Source organism: Vibrio inusitatus, assembly GCA_024346935.1.
Lineage (GTDB): Bacteria > Pseudomonadota > Gammaproteobacteria > Enterobacterales > Vibrionaceae > Vibrio > Vibrio inusitatus.
In genome coordinates this window covers 1,470,524-1,486,298 of the sequence record AP024879.1, presented here as the reverse complement: position 1 = coordinate 1,486,298, position 15,775 = coordinate 1,470,524, and the positions used below count along the sequence as shown (strand labels likewise).

Sequence of the window (15,775 nt, the reverse complement as noted above, 5' to 3'; positions counted from 1 at the left end):
ATAGAGCATCAAGAGCTTAAGGTAAATCAAAATTACTGGAGAACCAAAGATGACTCACCCTTACCAGAACCCAAAACTTAATGTTAAAGAACGCCTAGATGATCTTCTCTCTCGCATGACGCTTGAAGAAAAAGTGGGCCAAATGCTACAACTTCCTGCACATGACCAAATTCATGTGGATAACCTAGAAGCAATGAATGTGGGCAGTTACCTGCACTGCACGGGAGAGCAACCACAGCAACTTCAAGACCGCGCCGCTAACACACGCCTCGGTATTCCGCTGATCTTCGGTATTGATGCCATACACGGTCATTGCTTTGAAGACGATGCGACCGTATTTCCTACTCAGTTGAGTGCTTCTTGCTCTTGGGACAAGAGTTTAATGGAAAGAATGGCCCAAGTAACCGCATTTGAAACTCGCGCTTCTGGCCAGCACTGGACATTCTCTCCTGTACTCTGCGTTGCTAGAGATCCTCGTTGGGGCCGTGTTGATGAGACCTATGGTGAAGACCCATGGTTAATCGGTGAACTTGCGGCATCTACCATCGTCGGTTATCAAGGTAACGATTTTACTAGCCAACACTCTATCTTAGCGTGCGCCAAGCATTATGTCGGTTATGGAGAGACTCTAGGAGGACGTGATTCGTATGAAGCCGATACTTCAAGAAGAAAACTGCTTTCATTGTTCCTGCCTCCATTTGAAAAAGCCGTCAAACAAGCCAAATGCGCAACGTTAATGACCGGCTACCAGTCCATTGATGGCGAACCATGCACCACCAACTCTTGGTTATTAAAAACAGTAGCGAAAGAACAATGGGGGCTGGATGGTTTTATTGTCACTGACTGGAATAACGTAGGTTCGTTGCATGACAAACAAGGCGTGGCGGCTACCCTAAAAGAAGCGAGTTACAAAGCATTAGTCGGTGGCAACGATATGATGATGACAACACCAGAATTCTACCCATCAGCCATAGAACTGGTAGAAGAAGGGCTCGTCGACATTTCTCTCATCGATGATTCTGTGCGACGAATTCTAGAGGCCAAATTTAAGCTAGGCTTGTTTGACGAAAACCGCTACACCTCTTTAGAGCGAAAAGCACTCCTAGGCAGTGATGAGTCATGGGAGATATCCCTTGAAGCTAGCCGTAAAAGCTTAGTGCTTTTGAAAAATGAAAATGTATTGCCGCTTTCAGCAAACCAACTCAAAAAAGTGCTCGTTGTTGGACCTAATGCCAACGACATTATCGCTCAATTAGGTGATTGGTCATTTGGCTCTATGCAAGCAGAAGCCACTCACGAAAACTACCACCGAGGCCACACCATCACCCCTCTAGCTGCCTTACAACAAATGGGACAGGAGCAAGGATTTGAAGTGGAATATATCAAGGGGGCAGACTGCCTAGATAACGAATTTGAAGAGCTAGAGAAGGCGCGTGACGCGGCACAATCGGCTGACGTGGTGATTGCTTGTGTTGGCGATACGCTAAAACAAAATGGTGAGTTTCATGATCGCGCAAATCTCGATTTAAGTGGCTATCAAAATGAATTAATTGAAGCGGTGAGTCAAACTGGAACCCCTGTAGTGGGCATTCTAGTCGCATCAAAACCACTGACTATTCCTAAGATGATTGAACAATGTAACGCTGTTGTCTCTGCATTCAATCCAGGCTGTAAAGGTGGCCAAGCGCTAGCAGAACTTCTATTTGGGCACTTCAATCCAAGCGGAAAACTCACAATATCGTTCCCTCATCATGTAGGCCAGGTGCCTGTTTATTATAATAAATACTCAGGGTGGCATGCCCAATTGGAAGCGGATCTAGATAATCAAGAACGCTATATCGACATGCCTGAAACGCCGTTATTCGCATTTGGTGAAGGGCTGTCATACACCCAATATGCATACTCTGAACTACAGGTCGAAAACCCTACTCTATCTGCTGGTGAGGATCTTAAATTCAGCATAAGAGTGACCAATGTGGGCGAGCAAGATGGAGTGGAAATTGTTCAGGCATATTTCAATGACCTATTCAGTTCCGTAACCACTGAAATCAAGAGCTTACGAGCATTTGAGCGTATTACCCTTAAAGCCGGCGAAAGCAAAGTGGTTAACATGACAATTGCATTTGATGACCTAGCCCTAATCAACTCCGCACTAGAACGAGTTGTAGAGCCCGGTGATTTTGAACTCATGGTAGGAGCGAGTTCCAAAGACTGCGATTTGCACACTGCCAAATTCAACGTTGTGGCTTAAGTCTATCGATTGACTAATGCCAAATCGCCACACTGGGTGATTTGGCATTTTTATTCAAATTCTATTCCAATATGCAATACTTTTAGCGTTCATAAGATCAATGCCGATTTTGTGGCTTAGCCCTATCCAAAACTCGTTAACACACATTCAATTCTCACTTCGGTGGCACGTGTTTTCCATACTAAAAGTTAGCCGAGTCAGCGCATCTAGCAGTGATGTTCATTGTAAAATTCGTTGCGTCTAAGAGACTATTTCGACGTGATTGTTAATCAAGAAAATGCTTTAAAGAACGGAAGAGTTGCAGCCCCCAAGCTTGCTGACAGCAAACCATTATCTGCAGCTAATATCTTAGGTTTCGAATAATTAGGCTTTATTGCAATTATCTTTTCCACATCTAATTCATCTGTGATGTGCTGTGCAATTTTTTTGGGAATCAATCCACCAATAACGATAGCATCGGGAGCCAGCAACCATATGACAGGCTCGATAACTTTTCTAAGCTGCGAGGCTGCATGTTTCGCCCACTGTTTAGTCACAGGATGGTTGATAATACGTTCTTCATCCAACGCTGAAAATGAGTGACAGTCTATATCTGCTTCTTTTAGTTTATTAACCAAATCAAGCGCAGAAGGTCTCGGTTGTCCATGTGGAAAAAAGGCGCCAATTTCACCAGCGTTATTAACATTGCCTCGGTATAATCCACCATTAAGGATGTTCGCCGCCCCAACACCATATCCCAAATGAAGATAAAAAACGTTATCGTATTCTCCCCAATGACCCGCGTATTGCTCTCCAATGGCACCAGCATTGGCAAGATTATCGATATAAGCGGGTATGCCAACCGTCTCTAAGAAGAGCTTTTCAAGATCTGTATCACGCCATTGTTTAATTATCTCAGGTGGATAGAGGTAACCTGTTTCACGATCAAAGTAGCCAGACAGAGCCAAGCCAACTCCATAGACTTTAGCAGCAGGTACTTTATTGTCCTTGAGCATGTCGAAAGCGAGCGACTTTAGTTTTTGAGCTACTTTGTCTGGGGTTGAGATATCACATTCAATGCTTGACGACGTTACAATCTGGCCACAAAAATCGACTAAAACCACCTGTACCCTGTTTAACTCCATAGCTAAACCGATAGAGTATCCACCACGGGGATTGGCTTCTAGTGGAACGACCGGTTGACCGCGCGGCGTTGGAATTCGCTTTCCTTCAATAAGAAACCCATCGGCAACCAACTCCTTACTAATTTTTGTCACTGCACTGGCGGTCAGTCCGGTTATCTGACTTAACTGTACCCTAGATAGAGATTTGTGCTTTTTCACAAAGGAAATCAGCTTCTTATGGTTCGTGTTTAATCTGGTATCCATGGTCGCTATATCATCATTTAATATCCCATTATATTGCTTCAAACCCCTATCCCAGTCAAACCCACACACTTAAATTGATTTTGTTAACTTAAAAAGTTATTCATTTTCAATGCCTTAAGAACAATATAAAAAAATAAATGTTTCTTAAATAATTATGAAATATTAAGTTGATTAAATAAACTTAATCGAGCAGCAAAGCTGCAATTTTATATTGTAATGAGATCAGAGGGAAACATGGTTACAAAAACGACGTTATCCAGTTTGGTGCTATTAGCATGCTCAACAGCGGTACAGGCATCAGATAAAACGGAAATTGAATTTTGGCATGCTTTAGGTGGAAAAAACTCTGAAGCCGTAGAACATTTGTGCTCGACATTTAATGAACAATCAAGCACCGCCCAGATAGACTGTATTTTCCAAGGAGATTACCAAACGGCGATGCAAAAAGCCGTAGCGTCTGTGCGATCAAAAACACACCCAGTCCTGATGCAGTTCAACGATGTTGGTACTACTGATGTCATGATGTCAGGAATCTTCAATCCTGTTGAAGAAACCATTTCTGATGCCGATTGGGCTTCATATATCAGTGGAGCTAGAGGGTATTACGAATCTTCGGAAGGGAAAATGATGTCCCAGCCATGGAACAGCTCAACCCTAGTTATGTACGCTAACAAAAAGGCGCTTGCGGACATTGGTATAAAGGAAGTTCCAACAACCTATGAAACCATACTTCCTGTTCTGCAAAAGCTTAAGGACAATGGTCATCAGTGCCCTATGGTTACTGATGGCGGTTCATGGCGAATTCTTGAACAGGTTGCTGCGCGCCATGGTGTCGAAATTGCCAGTAATGCTAACGGTTTTGAAGGCTTAGATGGCGAATACATGGTCAATCAAGGTTTGATAGCTAAGCACTTGAACAACCTTAAAGAGTGGAACCAGCAGGGCTTGCTTAAACTAACAGCAGAGACGGTTTCAGGTAACCAGACAGCAGCAATGGCTTCTGGTGAATGTGCTTTGATGGAAAGCTCGCTATCAGCTTACGGTGCATCAAAGTCGACGTTAGGGGATGATCTTGAGCTATCTCTAGCGCCAATGTATGAGGGCCACAAACGCCACAATACTTTCGTCGGTGGCGGTTCAGTTTGGTTGCTAAAAGGACATGACGCTAAGAAAGATAAGGCTGCTATTGAGTTTTTAAACTTCCTTCGTCAACCAGAGCAACAACTGACATTCACTTCCATGACAGGCTACCTACCTGTAACGAGTGATGGTTACGAATTCATTAAGCAAGCTGGTGTCCTAGACAAAGCTGAGTTTGGTTCTATTGCACCTGGCTTTGAGTCACTGGCTCAAGAGAATAACGCCGCATCGAAGGGCATTCGTCTTGGGTTCTACAGCCAATTCCGTAGCATTTTCGAGGAAGAAACTCAGAAAGCGTTTGCTGACCAAATCTCAATGCAACAAGCGTTGGACAATACAAAAGTTCGCGGTGACCTGCTACTGCGACGCTTTGAAAGAACGTATCTGTTATAAGGGAGAGAGGGCGACATGTTCGCCCCTACATAAGACTGCATGACTTCTGTTTATAACAAAAAGTGGCTAGCGATGTTTCTCGCTGGTCCTCAGGTTATCGTCCTAGCGTTGTTTTTCTATCTACCAATAATGAAGTCCATCGAATGGTCGACAACTTTACAACATCCATTTGGTGGTCCTTCTAAATGGGTAGGTATTGAAAACTATATTATTACCCTAACAGACGCTGAATTTTATCGCAGTTTAATGCTAACGATGAAGTTCATGTTCTTTGGATCAACACTATCAGTAATCGTACCCTTGATATTAGCACTGGCGGTGCATCGACAGGTTCGTATGTCTGGTATTGCGAGGAACTTACTCGTTTGGCCTAAGGCTGTTGCGGGTGCTTCAATAGGTGTCGTATTTGCTTTTATTTTCAACCCATTTGTTGGCGTGTTCTCTTTTGTAAATAGCATTGAGCCTAACCTATGGAACCCTGGCCTCAATGGTAATGATGCTTTTTGGACCATAGTGATTGCCCATGTATGGGGAGGAATTCCATTTAATTTCATTATCTTCTTAGGCGGATTAAATGCTATTCCACATAGCTTGAATCAAGCTGCTGCGATAGATGGAGCATCGGGACTTAGGAGAATCTGGGATATTTATATTCCACTATTAACGCCACAATTATTTCTAAGCTTTGTACTTGAAGTAACAGATTCAGTGGTATCTGCCTTTGCGCTTGTGGCCAGTATGACTCAAGGGGGACCAGGAGGATCAACTAAGTTCTTGGTTTATAAAATATATGAAGATGGCTTTTTAGGGCTTGATTTATCTGGAGCATCAACACAAACCGTTATTCTAACTGTATTTGTTTTGTTGGTTGCATTCTGTCAGTTCTTATTTCTTGAAAAGAAAGTGAAGTACGCTAGATAGCTATGATTGAAAATAACAAAAAATTAGACCGTGTAGCGGTAGCTATTATTGGTATCGGGTTAGTATTTATTTTAGTCCCTATCTATTTAATGGTTGTTACCGCAACACAATCATATGATGATTTTATTCGTAACGGCATAAGTTATGTTCCCGGTGGACATTTTATATCGAATATTAAGATGGTAATTAGTGAAACTATCTTACTTAAACAGTTACTAAACAGCATTATAGTGGCAACACTGTCTGCGACAGGAAAAACCTTTTTTGCTTTTTTATCAGCATTTGTCATTGTTTATTTTAGAATTCGTTATGGAACATTGTTGTTCTTCTTTATTCTTCTTTCCACTATGGTGCCGATGGATTTAAGAGTGGTCGCGAGCTATGAAATTGCCTCAAATGTATTGTCGCCATTTAACTATTTAATGGGACTACTTGGAATTAATAGTTTAATAAGCTTTGCGTTTGGAAAAGAAGTATACCTAGAGTGGAGTTTACTAGATTCTTATTTAGGGATGGCGGCACCTATATTAGCGTCTGGAACGGGAACTTTTTTATTCAGACAGTTTTTCAAAACAGTTCCCAAATCATTAGTTGATGCCGCAACAATGGATGGTGCTGGGCCATTGCGATTTATGTATGACATTCTTTTGCCATTGTCAAAATCTACCGTCATCTCTCTTTATGTATTGATGTTCATGGGAGGTTGGAATCAATATTTATGGCCATTAATCGTTAGCTCAAAACCTGAAATGCAAACATCTTTAATAGGTTTAGTTAATATGACTATCGTCACTGATGGTGCGATACCTAATTACCCTATGGTTATGTCAGGTGCAGTTTTGGTTAATATAATTCCTGTTTTGTTAATTGCCATAATGCAGAAGTATATTGTCCAAGGTTTAACTCTTTCGGAAAAATAAAATGTCAATAGAACTAAATCACCATAATGGTGAAAACATCATTCTAAAAAATATCAGCAAAAGTTACGATAGCAGTGATGTTATTGATGATCTAAATATTACATTCGAGTCAGGTGAATTTAATGTCATTTTAGGTCCTTCTGGATGCGGTAAATCAACAACCATGAATATGATAGCCGGACTTGAAGAAGTCACGTCTGGCGAGATATTTATCGGCGAAACCGATGTTACCCAACTAGAGCCCAAAGATCGCGGTTGTGCCATGGTATTTCAAAACTATGCACTCTACCCACACATGACCGTGTTCAACAATATTGCCTATTCGTTGAAAATTCGTCGCATACCGAAAACCGAGATTAAACAGCGTGTTGAAGCAGTAGCCAAAATTGTATCTTTGACCGACTACTTAGACCGACTTCCCTCTGAACTTTCAGGAGGTCAGCGACAGCGAGTAGCAATAGGTCGTGCAATTGTCCGAGAACCAAAAGTCATGTTGTTTGATGAGCCACTATCGAATCTAGACGCAAAGCTTCGTCAAGAAATGCGAATGGAATTGACAATGCTGCACAAGCGGCTTGGTGCTACCTCTATTTTTGTCACCCATGATCAAGTAGAGGCCATGACACTCGCTGACAAGATCTTAATTCTAAACAAAGGAAAAGTTGAACAATTCGATACGCCAAAGAATATCTATCAAAAACCAGCTTCGACCTTTGTCGCTGACTTTATTGGATCACCAGCAATGAACCTATTTCCCGTCAATAAAGTAAATGATAGTTACTTTGACAGTGCTGGAAATAAAATTCTAGGAAGAGCGAATATCGATAATGCGGTATTGGGTGTTAGACCAGAAGACATCAAAGTTGATTCTGAAGGAAAAATTAAAGGTACACTTAAATACATTGAAGATATGGGAGCTTATCAGGTACTTACTTTAGATGTTGGACAAAATAAAGATTTTTGTATTAATACAACGCTTGGGTTAGATATTAATATAGGCGACATTGTAAGCTTTGATATTCTAGAAGAAAACTGTCACTTATTTCATCCACAAACAGGCCGGAGGATAAGTGCATAATATTCAAGATTATATTGATGATGTATTTAAAATTATAAAAAATTGTTCAAGAGAAATAATATTACAAGGCCTCAGCACAACATCTGACATTGAGATAAATCAGAAAACCTCAGCAAGTGATATCGCAACGAAAGACGATAGGGAAATAGAACGAAAATTAAGAGAGGCACTTTACAGAGTCTTTCCAACGGCAGTTATTATTGGAGAAGAGAGTGTACATGATAAACCAGAACTGCTTAAGAAAGCGGAAGACTCCAGTTTAGCTATTATTATTGACCCAATAGATGGTACTTGGCATTACGCCCATGGTAGCAATCTTGTTGGGGTCATGCTTTCTATTTTACAAAACGGAGAATGTATTTTAGGTGTTATTTATGACCCTCTTAATGATGAATTTATCTATGGCGTTAAAGGCGAAGGTGCTTACGTTATAACAAAAAACAATATAACCCATCGCGTCGCTATTACTAATAGCCTGCCTAATATAGGTTTATGTTCTCCTTTTCACTTTAAAGACATTAATACGAGAACTAGCATTTCAAAATGGATGAATAATTTTGACAGAGTGTTCTCGCTATCGTGTTCAAGTTTTGAATATAAAATGATTCTAAATGGAGGTGCAAGTTTTTATTTAACTCATGAGTCCCCTAAACCCTGGGATCACTTAGCAGGCGTACTAATTATTAATGAGGCCGGTGGTTATGCTGCCAAAATAGATAACACAGAATATAAATTATCTGACAGGGAAAACAATTTACTGGTCTGTTCTTCAAAAATTCATTGGCAAAAAATAGTAAGTAAACTTCCTATATAACTTTTAAGGACAAAAATGAAATTTTTAAATGTAATGGGGGTCACATTGATCTCTGCGAGTTGTTTGATGGGTGCAGTTAACGCACAGGATATTTCGCGTGACGATATTATGATGATGTCTCACCGAGCAGACTGGCGTGCATTTCCAGAAAACTCCCTACCTGCTATTCAATCTGCTTTGAATAAAAAGGTTGAGATTATTGAAGTTGATATTCGAATGACTTCTGATGGTGTGATTGTCTTATCTCATGACACTACTGTGAATCGAACAACCAATGGTAGTGGTTCAATTTCATCCATGACTTACGATGATATATTGAAATTACGTCTTCGCGAATATTGGGGAGGCGAAGCGGCTGTTACTGATTACCACATGCCTACGCTTAAAGAAGCTTTAGAGTTGATTGACGGCCAAGCCATGATTTTCCTTGATAAGGGATGGGCACTGCGTGAAGAAGCTTATGAATTAATTAAATCTATGGATATGCTTGACCACGTTATTTTCGATACGAGTGCAGGACCTGATGCTGTTGCAGAGTTCGGAAAAAAAGATAGCCGTATTCAACAACTATATAGAATCAATGCGAGTAAAGCTGGTGATATTCAACACTTTGAAGATTTAAACTATGTCCCATATACGTATTCGCTTAATTATAATAATTACCTTGAATCGCATATTCAGCCAGAAACATTAGATCGTATTCAGTCTAATGGGACCAAGGTTATGTACAATACGCTTTGGTATGGTCAGACACCAGATGCGACCGATGAAGTGAGTCACTTTGACCCTGATGCGGGTTGGGGACGTTTAATCCGCCATATGCGCGCTGACATCATCCAAACTGACAATATTGATGAAATGACTTACTGGCTTGAAAACAAGTCTCTGCCTCACCTTGATAATAATTCAGTGATTGTGATGGCCGATGAGTTTGGTATGGAGGGGTTTGGTGAATCTTATTTTGATTCGGTAGCTACTCCTTCTAACGGTCCAACACGCCCTGCGGACGCTATTGAGTTCTGTGACAAGAACGGCACACTTCTGATGTGTAATATTCGTAATGACGAATGGGTAAAATACGAAATAGTGATCCCTCAGGCTGGCTACTACGATGTCTCTGCGCGAGTTTCATCAAGACAGCAAAATGCAGGATCGTTTTTCCTCGAATTTGATGATGCTAACATCATGCACCACGAAGTGATGAATACCAGTTCTCATGGTCTAATGATGCATGATAGTGTCGGGGAAGTGTATCTCGACGCTGGTAAGCAAGAATTTACATTCCGAGTAGATAACAGCGCTCCTAACAATAACTTTAATATTCACTATTTCATGTTTGAGCCTCGCGACATGTCACTGCCAACAGCGAGCTGTGAATATTCTATCTCTAGTGAGTGGGACAATGGTTTTATTGCTAACGTACGCATTCAAAATCTTGGAAACGAAACTATCTACGGTTGGGAAGTGAACTGGAACTACACAGACAATGCCAAAGCGGATAGCGTGTGGAATGCTAGCTTAAGCGGGAACAATCCTTATACCGCGAAAGACGTAGAGTGGAACGCGCTTATTCGCCCAGGGCAAACGATTGAATTTGGTATTCAAGGTAAAAAGCCTATGGGTACAGCCCACCAAATCCCACATTTTACCGGTGGTATATGTGAGTGAGTTTGACCTAAAACTAAGCTAGGCAAATTTAAAAAATACAATGAAAAGAAATAAAACCAGTAAGGTCATCCTTACTGGTTTTATGGTTGCACATTTTATAAGGCTCGACTCTAGCCTTTCACATAAAGCTAATGGGAATACCTTGAGGCACTAAAAATGAAATATAAGTTTTCGCTCCCCCTCAATGCATTTCATGGTTACACCTCCAAAGGTTGATTGAATGATAACCACAATGGCGTATAATTCGCTTTTTTAAAATTAGAGAAGAGGAATTAACACTAGTGTCGATAACGCCGCCTTAAACGCTCAATCCCCCCTTTAGCTCTCACTGCTAACTGAAGCACAATACTTACCCTTAGTATCTTGCTCACTCTTTGCGCTGGTTAATTATCCGCCTATCTTAGGCTGTTTTTTCGCGCCAAAGTTTTATCAAAGAAGCACTCATCCGTACCCAAAATCTATTTCTGGTGCGTTTTGTTGTGTCCAAATTGAGAATTCAATGTACCAAAATATCAAACTTGATTGGATGTCGAACATCCGCGGAGACCTACTTGCAGGTCTCGTTGTTGCACTTGCTTTAATTCCTGAAGCCATAGCCTTTTCTATCATCGCTGGCGTTGACCCTAAAGTTGGGCTGTACGCCTCTTTCAGTATTTCTGTTGTTATTGCTTTCACCGGAGGGCGTTCGGGGATGATTTCAGCGGCTACTGGTGCCATGGCCTTGTTAATGGTTACCTTAGTAAAAGAACATGGCCTGGAATATTTACTGGCAGTGACTGTACTGACTGGCATTCTGCAAATCCTCGCTGGTTACCTAAAACTAGGAAGCCTTATGCGCTTTGTCTCACGTTCTGTCGTAACTGGCTTTGTAAATGCTCTCGCTATCTTAATTTTTCTTGCTCAACTGCCTGAACTCACCGACGTAACTTGGCATGTGTATGCGATGACCGCTGGCGGTCTATGTATTATTTACCTGTTCCCTTACCTTCCTGTTATTGGCAAGTTAATCCCTTCACCTTTGGTGTGTATCATCCTCCTCACTGCGATCGCAATGTGGTTTGATATTGATATTCGTACCGTAGGCGATATGGGGAACCTACCTGACACACTACCTATCTTCCTATGGCCAGATGTACCTCTCAACTTAGAAACCTTGTTTATCATTTTCCCCTATGCAATTGGACTTTCTGTAGTCGGTCTATTGGAATCAATGATGACGGCGACGATTGTTGACGACCTTACCGACACTAGCAGCGACAAAAACCGAGAATGCAAAGGTCAAGGCATTGCAAACATCTTTACTGGCTTCTTAGGTGGTATGGCTGGTTGTGCCATGATCGGGCAATCAATGATCAATATTAAATCGGGTGGTCGCGGTCGATTGTCGACACTATCGGCCGGTGTATTCTTACTAATTATGGTCGTTTTTCTTGGCCCTTGGCTAAAGCAGATCCCAATGGCAGCATTGGTTGCAGTTATGATAATGGTGGCGATTGGGACCTTCTCTTGGGGCTCTATTCGCGACCTAAAGAAACACCCTTTATCAACAAATATTGTGATGCTTGCTACTGTCATTATTGTTGTAGCTACCCACAACTTAGCCATTGGCGTACTTGTTGGTGTGTTGCTTGCCTCATTGTTCTTCGCTAACAAGATCAGTCGAATGATGGTAATCAAAAATGACAGCATGGTACAGAACAGCCGTAGATACACCGTTATAGGACAGGTCTTTTTCGTTTCATCAGATAAGTTTATTGAGTCATTTGATTTTAAAGAAGTGATTGAGTCCGTAACGATAGATTTATCATCGGCACACTTTTGGGACGTCACATCAGTTTCAGCATTAGATAAAGTTGTCGTTAAGTTTCGCCGTGAAGGGACACATGTTGACTTGATTGGAATGAACCAAGCCACGCGTACCATTGTGGATAAATTTGGTGTACACGATAAACCCGAAGAAGTTGAAAAGCTATTGGCTGGACATTAAGGAAAACACATGAAAAACATAATCGCTTGTATTGATGGCTCTAACTCAACAACTTCCACCTGTGAAGCCAGTGCTTGGGTTGCGAACAAAGTAGATGCTCCGTTGGTTCTATTCCATGCTCTAGATCATTCAACTCAACCCGTAGTGAGTGATTTTTCTGGCCAAATAGGTTTGGGGAGCCAAGAAGAGTTACTTGAAGAACTAGCTGAATTGGATGAAGCTCGCAGTAAAATCATGCTAAAGCACGGTAGTGAGTTACTAAAAGAAGCTCAAAAATGGGCATTAAGCCAAGGTGTAAAAGACGTGAGTAAATTGCAGCGTCACGGCAGTTTATTAGATGGACTATTGGAACTTCAAGATAAGTTACGCGTTTTGGTTATCGGAAGATCTGGAGATGATCACTCTGTCGGCTCACAACTTGAAACCGTGATTCGTTCTATTAAGACCCATATACTCGTTGTATGTGAAAACTTTAGGCTTCCAGACTCATACATGATTGCGTTTGATGGCAGTGCCATTAGCGAGAAATTGATCGACAAAGCAATTCAAACACCTTTGCTAAAAGGATTAGATTGTCATTTGGTGATGATCGATGATGGCGGAAATCACAACGTGGCATTTGAGAAAGCAAGAATCCAGTTCGAAGAATCCGGTGTCAAAGTAACAGCTGCGATACTAACGGGGATGGTCGACAAGGCACTTATCGATTACCAACAACAGCACGGAGTTAGTATGATGGTGATGGGGGCGTATGGGCACTCACAATTAAGACAATTCTTTGTGGGGAGTAATACCACTAAAGTTCTGTCTAGCACTCACGTTCCTCTGTTATTAATTCGGTAGATCTTTTTAATAGGCAACCAACTTACTAACGAAATTCAAGTGAAATATCTAAGCGATAAACTCCTTTTTTGCTTTAAGGTTTAGCGCTTTTACTCTTTACAAAAATTAAGCTCCGCAACTAGCGCACGTCTAAACAAGTGCTAGTTGCTTGTAGCTCAGTGTTGCAATACTCATGGTCTTCATTCTTTAGGTCATTTAACAAGGTCGCTCATATAAATATGTTCAGAAGAACTGTTCCATAATGAGCAAACACTACCATCATGATTTTACATATCACTTCGGCAACAACCACGCCAAAAAGTCATCAATAGCGGCGCTCTGTGCTTCTGCGGGTCTCAATAGGTAGTAGCTTTGTCCTGAAGTTACATACTCAGAGTAAGGTTGCATCAATCGATTTAACTTTAAGTCTTCTTCTGCGAGGGTGATATCCCCGATCGCAATACCAAACCCCTGTTGGGCAGCATTCATCGCTTGGTCAAGGGTTGAGAATGTCTGGTTCCGTCTGCCTTTTTTTGCATTGCTACCCGATTTGTCTAACCACAAGTTCCAATCACTTTGCATTGGATTAGCGTGTAGCCAAGTAAATCTTGCAAGGTCTTTATCGTTCCAATGCTCATTCTCACCAATGACCTGTTTCCATAACTCTGGTGAACAGATTGGAGTGAGTTGTTCTTCAAAAAGTATATATTCACTCACCGATAACGAACGCGGAGGCCTGCCGTAGACGATGACCAGATCAAACGATTCAAAATTAGGAAGCAGTTGATGTTTGATGCTTGAAGTGAGTTCGACTTCTATATCAGGATTTTCTTGCTGAAAGGACATCAACCTTGGTAACAACCAAGAGGTTACGCAACTTGGCGCGTTAAGTTTGATCTTATTGGAACGATCGGCCACATCAATAACCGCCTTTCTTAGGCGTACTAATATGTCTTCGGCCATAGGAATAAGTTTGCTTCCTTCAGGTGTTAGTGCCAGTCCCCTCGCTTGTCGGTAGAACAGCGCCACTCCCACTAACTCCTCCAATGACTGTATCTGACGACTGATCGCCCCCTGAGTCATATTCATAGCTTGAGCCGCATGAGTAAAATTAAGATGCTCTGCTGTAGACAGAAACGCTTGTAGGTTCTTAGTTGAAGGTAATCGAGTGTTCATTTAACGCACCATCCATGAGTTATTTGCATGGCTAGTATGTATTTATTTCGATTCTTACTCAAAACATTTTTGATTAGATTAATCACATGGATAGTCAAATAATAAATCATTAAGCAATTAAAGTGATTTAGAATTCAAATCGAGATAGTACTAATGACGTCACTGGCTTCAAAATTAGCGCCTGAGAGTATAAAAAAATTAATACCATATCAATCAGCGCGCCGTATTGGCGGATCGGGTCGCCTTTGGCTTAATGCTAACGAATTGGAACAAGGGGTTCATTACAGTGAACATGCCTCTGATTACAATCGATACCCTGACTTTTTGCCTCATGACATCGCTCAAGCTTATCAAGAGTATTGCCAAACCGAGATGCCTGCAGTGGCTGTTCGTGGTGCAGACGAAGCAATTGATCTTCTGATCCGAACCTTTTGTCAGCCTGGCAAAGATAAGATATTAATCAGCTCCCCGACGTACGCCATGTATGAATTTTGTGCCGACGCACTGGCCATTGAGACTATTGATATTCCGCTAAAAGGGGAAGCTTTTAATCTTGATGTTGAAGCGATTATCAAACAGGCACCTCTAGCGAAAATTGTGTTCTTGTGTTCGCCAAACAACCCAACAGGAAACCTGCTTTCTCGCGATGACATCATTCGTGTTCTGGAGGGTACTCAGGAAGAAGCCATTGTTGTCGTTGATGAAGCCTATATAGAATTCGAACTAGCTGAAACCGTTACCAACCTGATTGAACAATACCCTAACTTGGTTGTTATCCGCACTCTATCTAAGGCATTTGGTTTGGCGGCAGTACGTTGTGGATTTATTCTTGCTACAGAAGAAGTCATGGAATACGTGATGAAGCTTATCCCTCCGTACCCAATGCCTGATTGCTCGGCCAAGATAGTACTAGATGCTCTGTCTACAAAAGGGATTGATATTGCAATGAGCAATACGCACAGCATTATTCAAACTCGGCAACGTTTTATTGACGCTATACAAAATTTAGAATGGATAGAACACATTTATCCATCATCTACTAACTTCGTGCTTATTCGCACACATCAAGATGCAGACCTCTTTAACTTTTTGAAGGAACAGGGAGTCGTTACTCGTAACCAATCTCATGAACCTGCATTGAAGAACTGTGTCAGAATCACGATAGGTTCACCAGAATCGATGCAAGAAGTCGCTGAACTTATCAATCAATACTCATTTTCATCGCTCTAAAAGGGAAT

Annotated in this window: 12 protein-coding genes; 10 read left to right on the top strand and 2 right to left on the bottom strand. The window is 41.4% G+C overall.

Features of this window, described 5'->3' with window-relative positions; genetic code table 11:
* Positions 1-49 precede the first annotated feature (49 nt).
* Positions 50-2,251 carry a glycoside hydrolase family 3 N-terminal domain-containing protein gene (locus tag OCU48_RS19420; protein WP_141346210.1) on the top strand — a complete coding sequence of 734 codons (2,202 nt, stop codon included), beginning with the start codon at positions 50-52 and terminating at the stop codon, positions 2,249-2,251.
* Between the two features lie 269 nt (positions 2,252-2,520).
* On the opposite strand, the gene OCU48_RS19415 is transcribed toward OCU48_RS19420, so the two are convergent.
* Complete coding sequence (locus tag OCU48_RS19415) at positions 2,521-3,660, bottom strand: ROK family protein (RefSeq protein ID WP_141346209.1); 1,140 nt, start codon at positions 3,658-3,660, stop codon at positions 2,521-2,523.
* 192 nt (positions 3,661-3,852) lie between these two features.
* Here OCU48_RS19415 and OCU48_RS19410 point away from each other — a divergent pair, with 192 nt between their 5' ends.
* The 8 genes from OCU48_RS19410 to OCU48_RS19375 all read left to right on the top strand — a co-directional run bounded on the left by OCU48_RS19410 (position 3,853) and on the right by OCU48_RS19375 (position 13,382).
* Complete coding sequence (locus OCU48_RS19410) at positions 3,853-5,151, top strand: extracellular solute-binding protein (RefSeq protein WP_141346208.1); 1,299 nt, start codon at positions 3,853-3,855, stop codon at positions 5,149-5,151.
* Positions 5,152-5,190: 39 nt separating this feature from the next.
* The gene (locus tag OCU48_RS19405; RefSeq protein WP_141346207.1) at positions 5,191-6,072 is read left to right on the top strand and encodes a carbohydrate ABC transporter permease; all 882 of its coding nucleotides are present in this window, start codon (positions 5,191-5,193) and stop codon (positions 6,070-6,072) included.
* A gap of 2 nt (positions 6,073-6,074) precedes the next feature.
* On the top strand, positions 6,075-6,992 hold the full coding sequence (locus tag OCU48_RS19400) for an ABC transporter permease subunit (RefSeq protein ID WP_141346206.1): 918 nt from the start codon (positions 6,075-6,077) through the stop codon (positions 6,990-6,992).
* 1 nt (position 6,993) lies between these two features.
* Positions 6,994-8,070 (top strand): ABC transporter ATP-binding protein, encoded by a 1,077-nt coding sequence (locus tag OCU48_RS19395; RefSeq protein WP_141346205.1) that lies wholly within the window; start codon positions 6,994-6,996, stop codon positions 8,068-8,070.
* Entirely contained in the window at positions 8,063-8,884 is an 822-nt protein-coding gene (locus OCU48_RS19390) for an inositol monophosphatase family protein (protein ID WP_141346204.1), read from the top strand. Before OCU48_RS19395 ends, OCU48_RS19390 begins: the two co-directional genes overlap by 8 nt.
* A gap of 15 nt (positions 8,885-8,899) precedes the next feature.
* Positions 8,900-10,552 (top strand): cellulose binding domain-containing protein, encoded by a 1,653-nt coding sequence (locus tag OCU48_RS19385; protein WP_141346203.1) that lies wholly within the window; start codon positions 8,900-8,902, stop codon positions 10,550-10,552.
* A gap of 499 nt (positions 10,553-11,051) precedes the next feature.
* Positions 11,052-12,539 carry a SulP family inorganic anion transporter gene (locus tag OCU48_RS19380; protein ID WP_141346202.1) on the top strand — a complete coding sequence of 496 codons (1,488 nt, stop codon included), beginning with the start codon at positions 11,052-11,054 and terminating at the stop codon, positions 12,537-12,539.
* Positions 12,540-12,548: 9 nt separating this feature from the next.
* On the top strand, positions 12,549-13,382 hold the full coding sequence (locus OCU48_RS19375; protein ID WP_141346201.1) for a universal stress protein: 834 nt from the start codon (positions 12,549-12,551) through the stop codon (positions 13,380-13,382).
* 273 nt (positions 13,383-13,655) lie between these two features.
* Here OCU48_RS19375 and OCU48_RS19370 read toward each other — a convergent pair whose 3' ends face one another.
* The gene (locus tag OCU48_RS19370) at positions 13,656-14,537 is read right to left on the bottom strand and encodes a LysR substrate-binding domain-containing protein (protein ID WP_141346200.1); all 882 of its coding nucleotides are present in this window, start codon (positions 14,535-14,537) and stop codon (positions 13,656-13,658) included.
* 153 nt (positions 14,538-14,690) lie between these two features.
* On the opposite strand from OCU48_RS19370, the gene hisC reads away from it, so the two are divergent.
* On the top strand, positions 14,691-15,767 hold the full coding sequence (gene hisC / locus OCU48_RS19365) for a histidinol-phosphate transaminase (protein WP_141346199.1): 1,077 nt from the start codon (positions 14,691-14,693) through the stop codon (positions 15,765-15,767).
* The last annotated feature ends 8 nt before the right edge of the window (positions 15,768-15,775 follow it).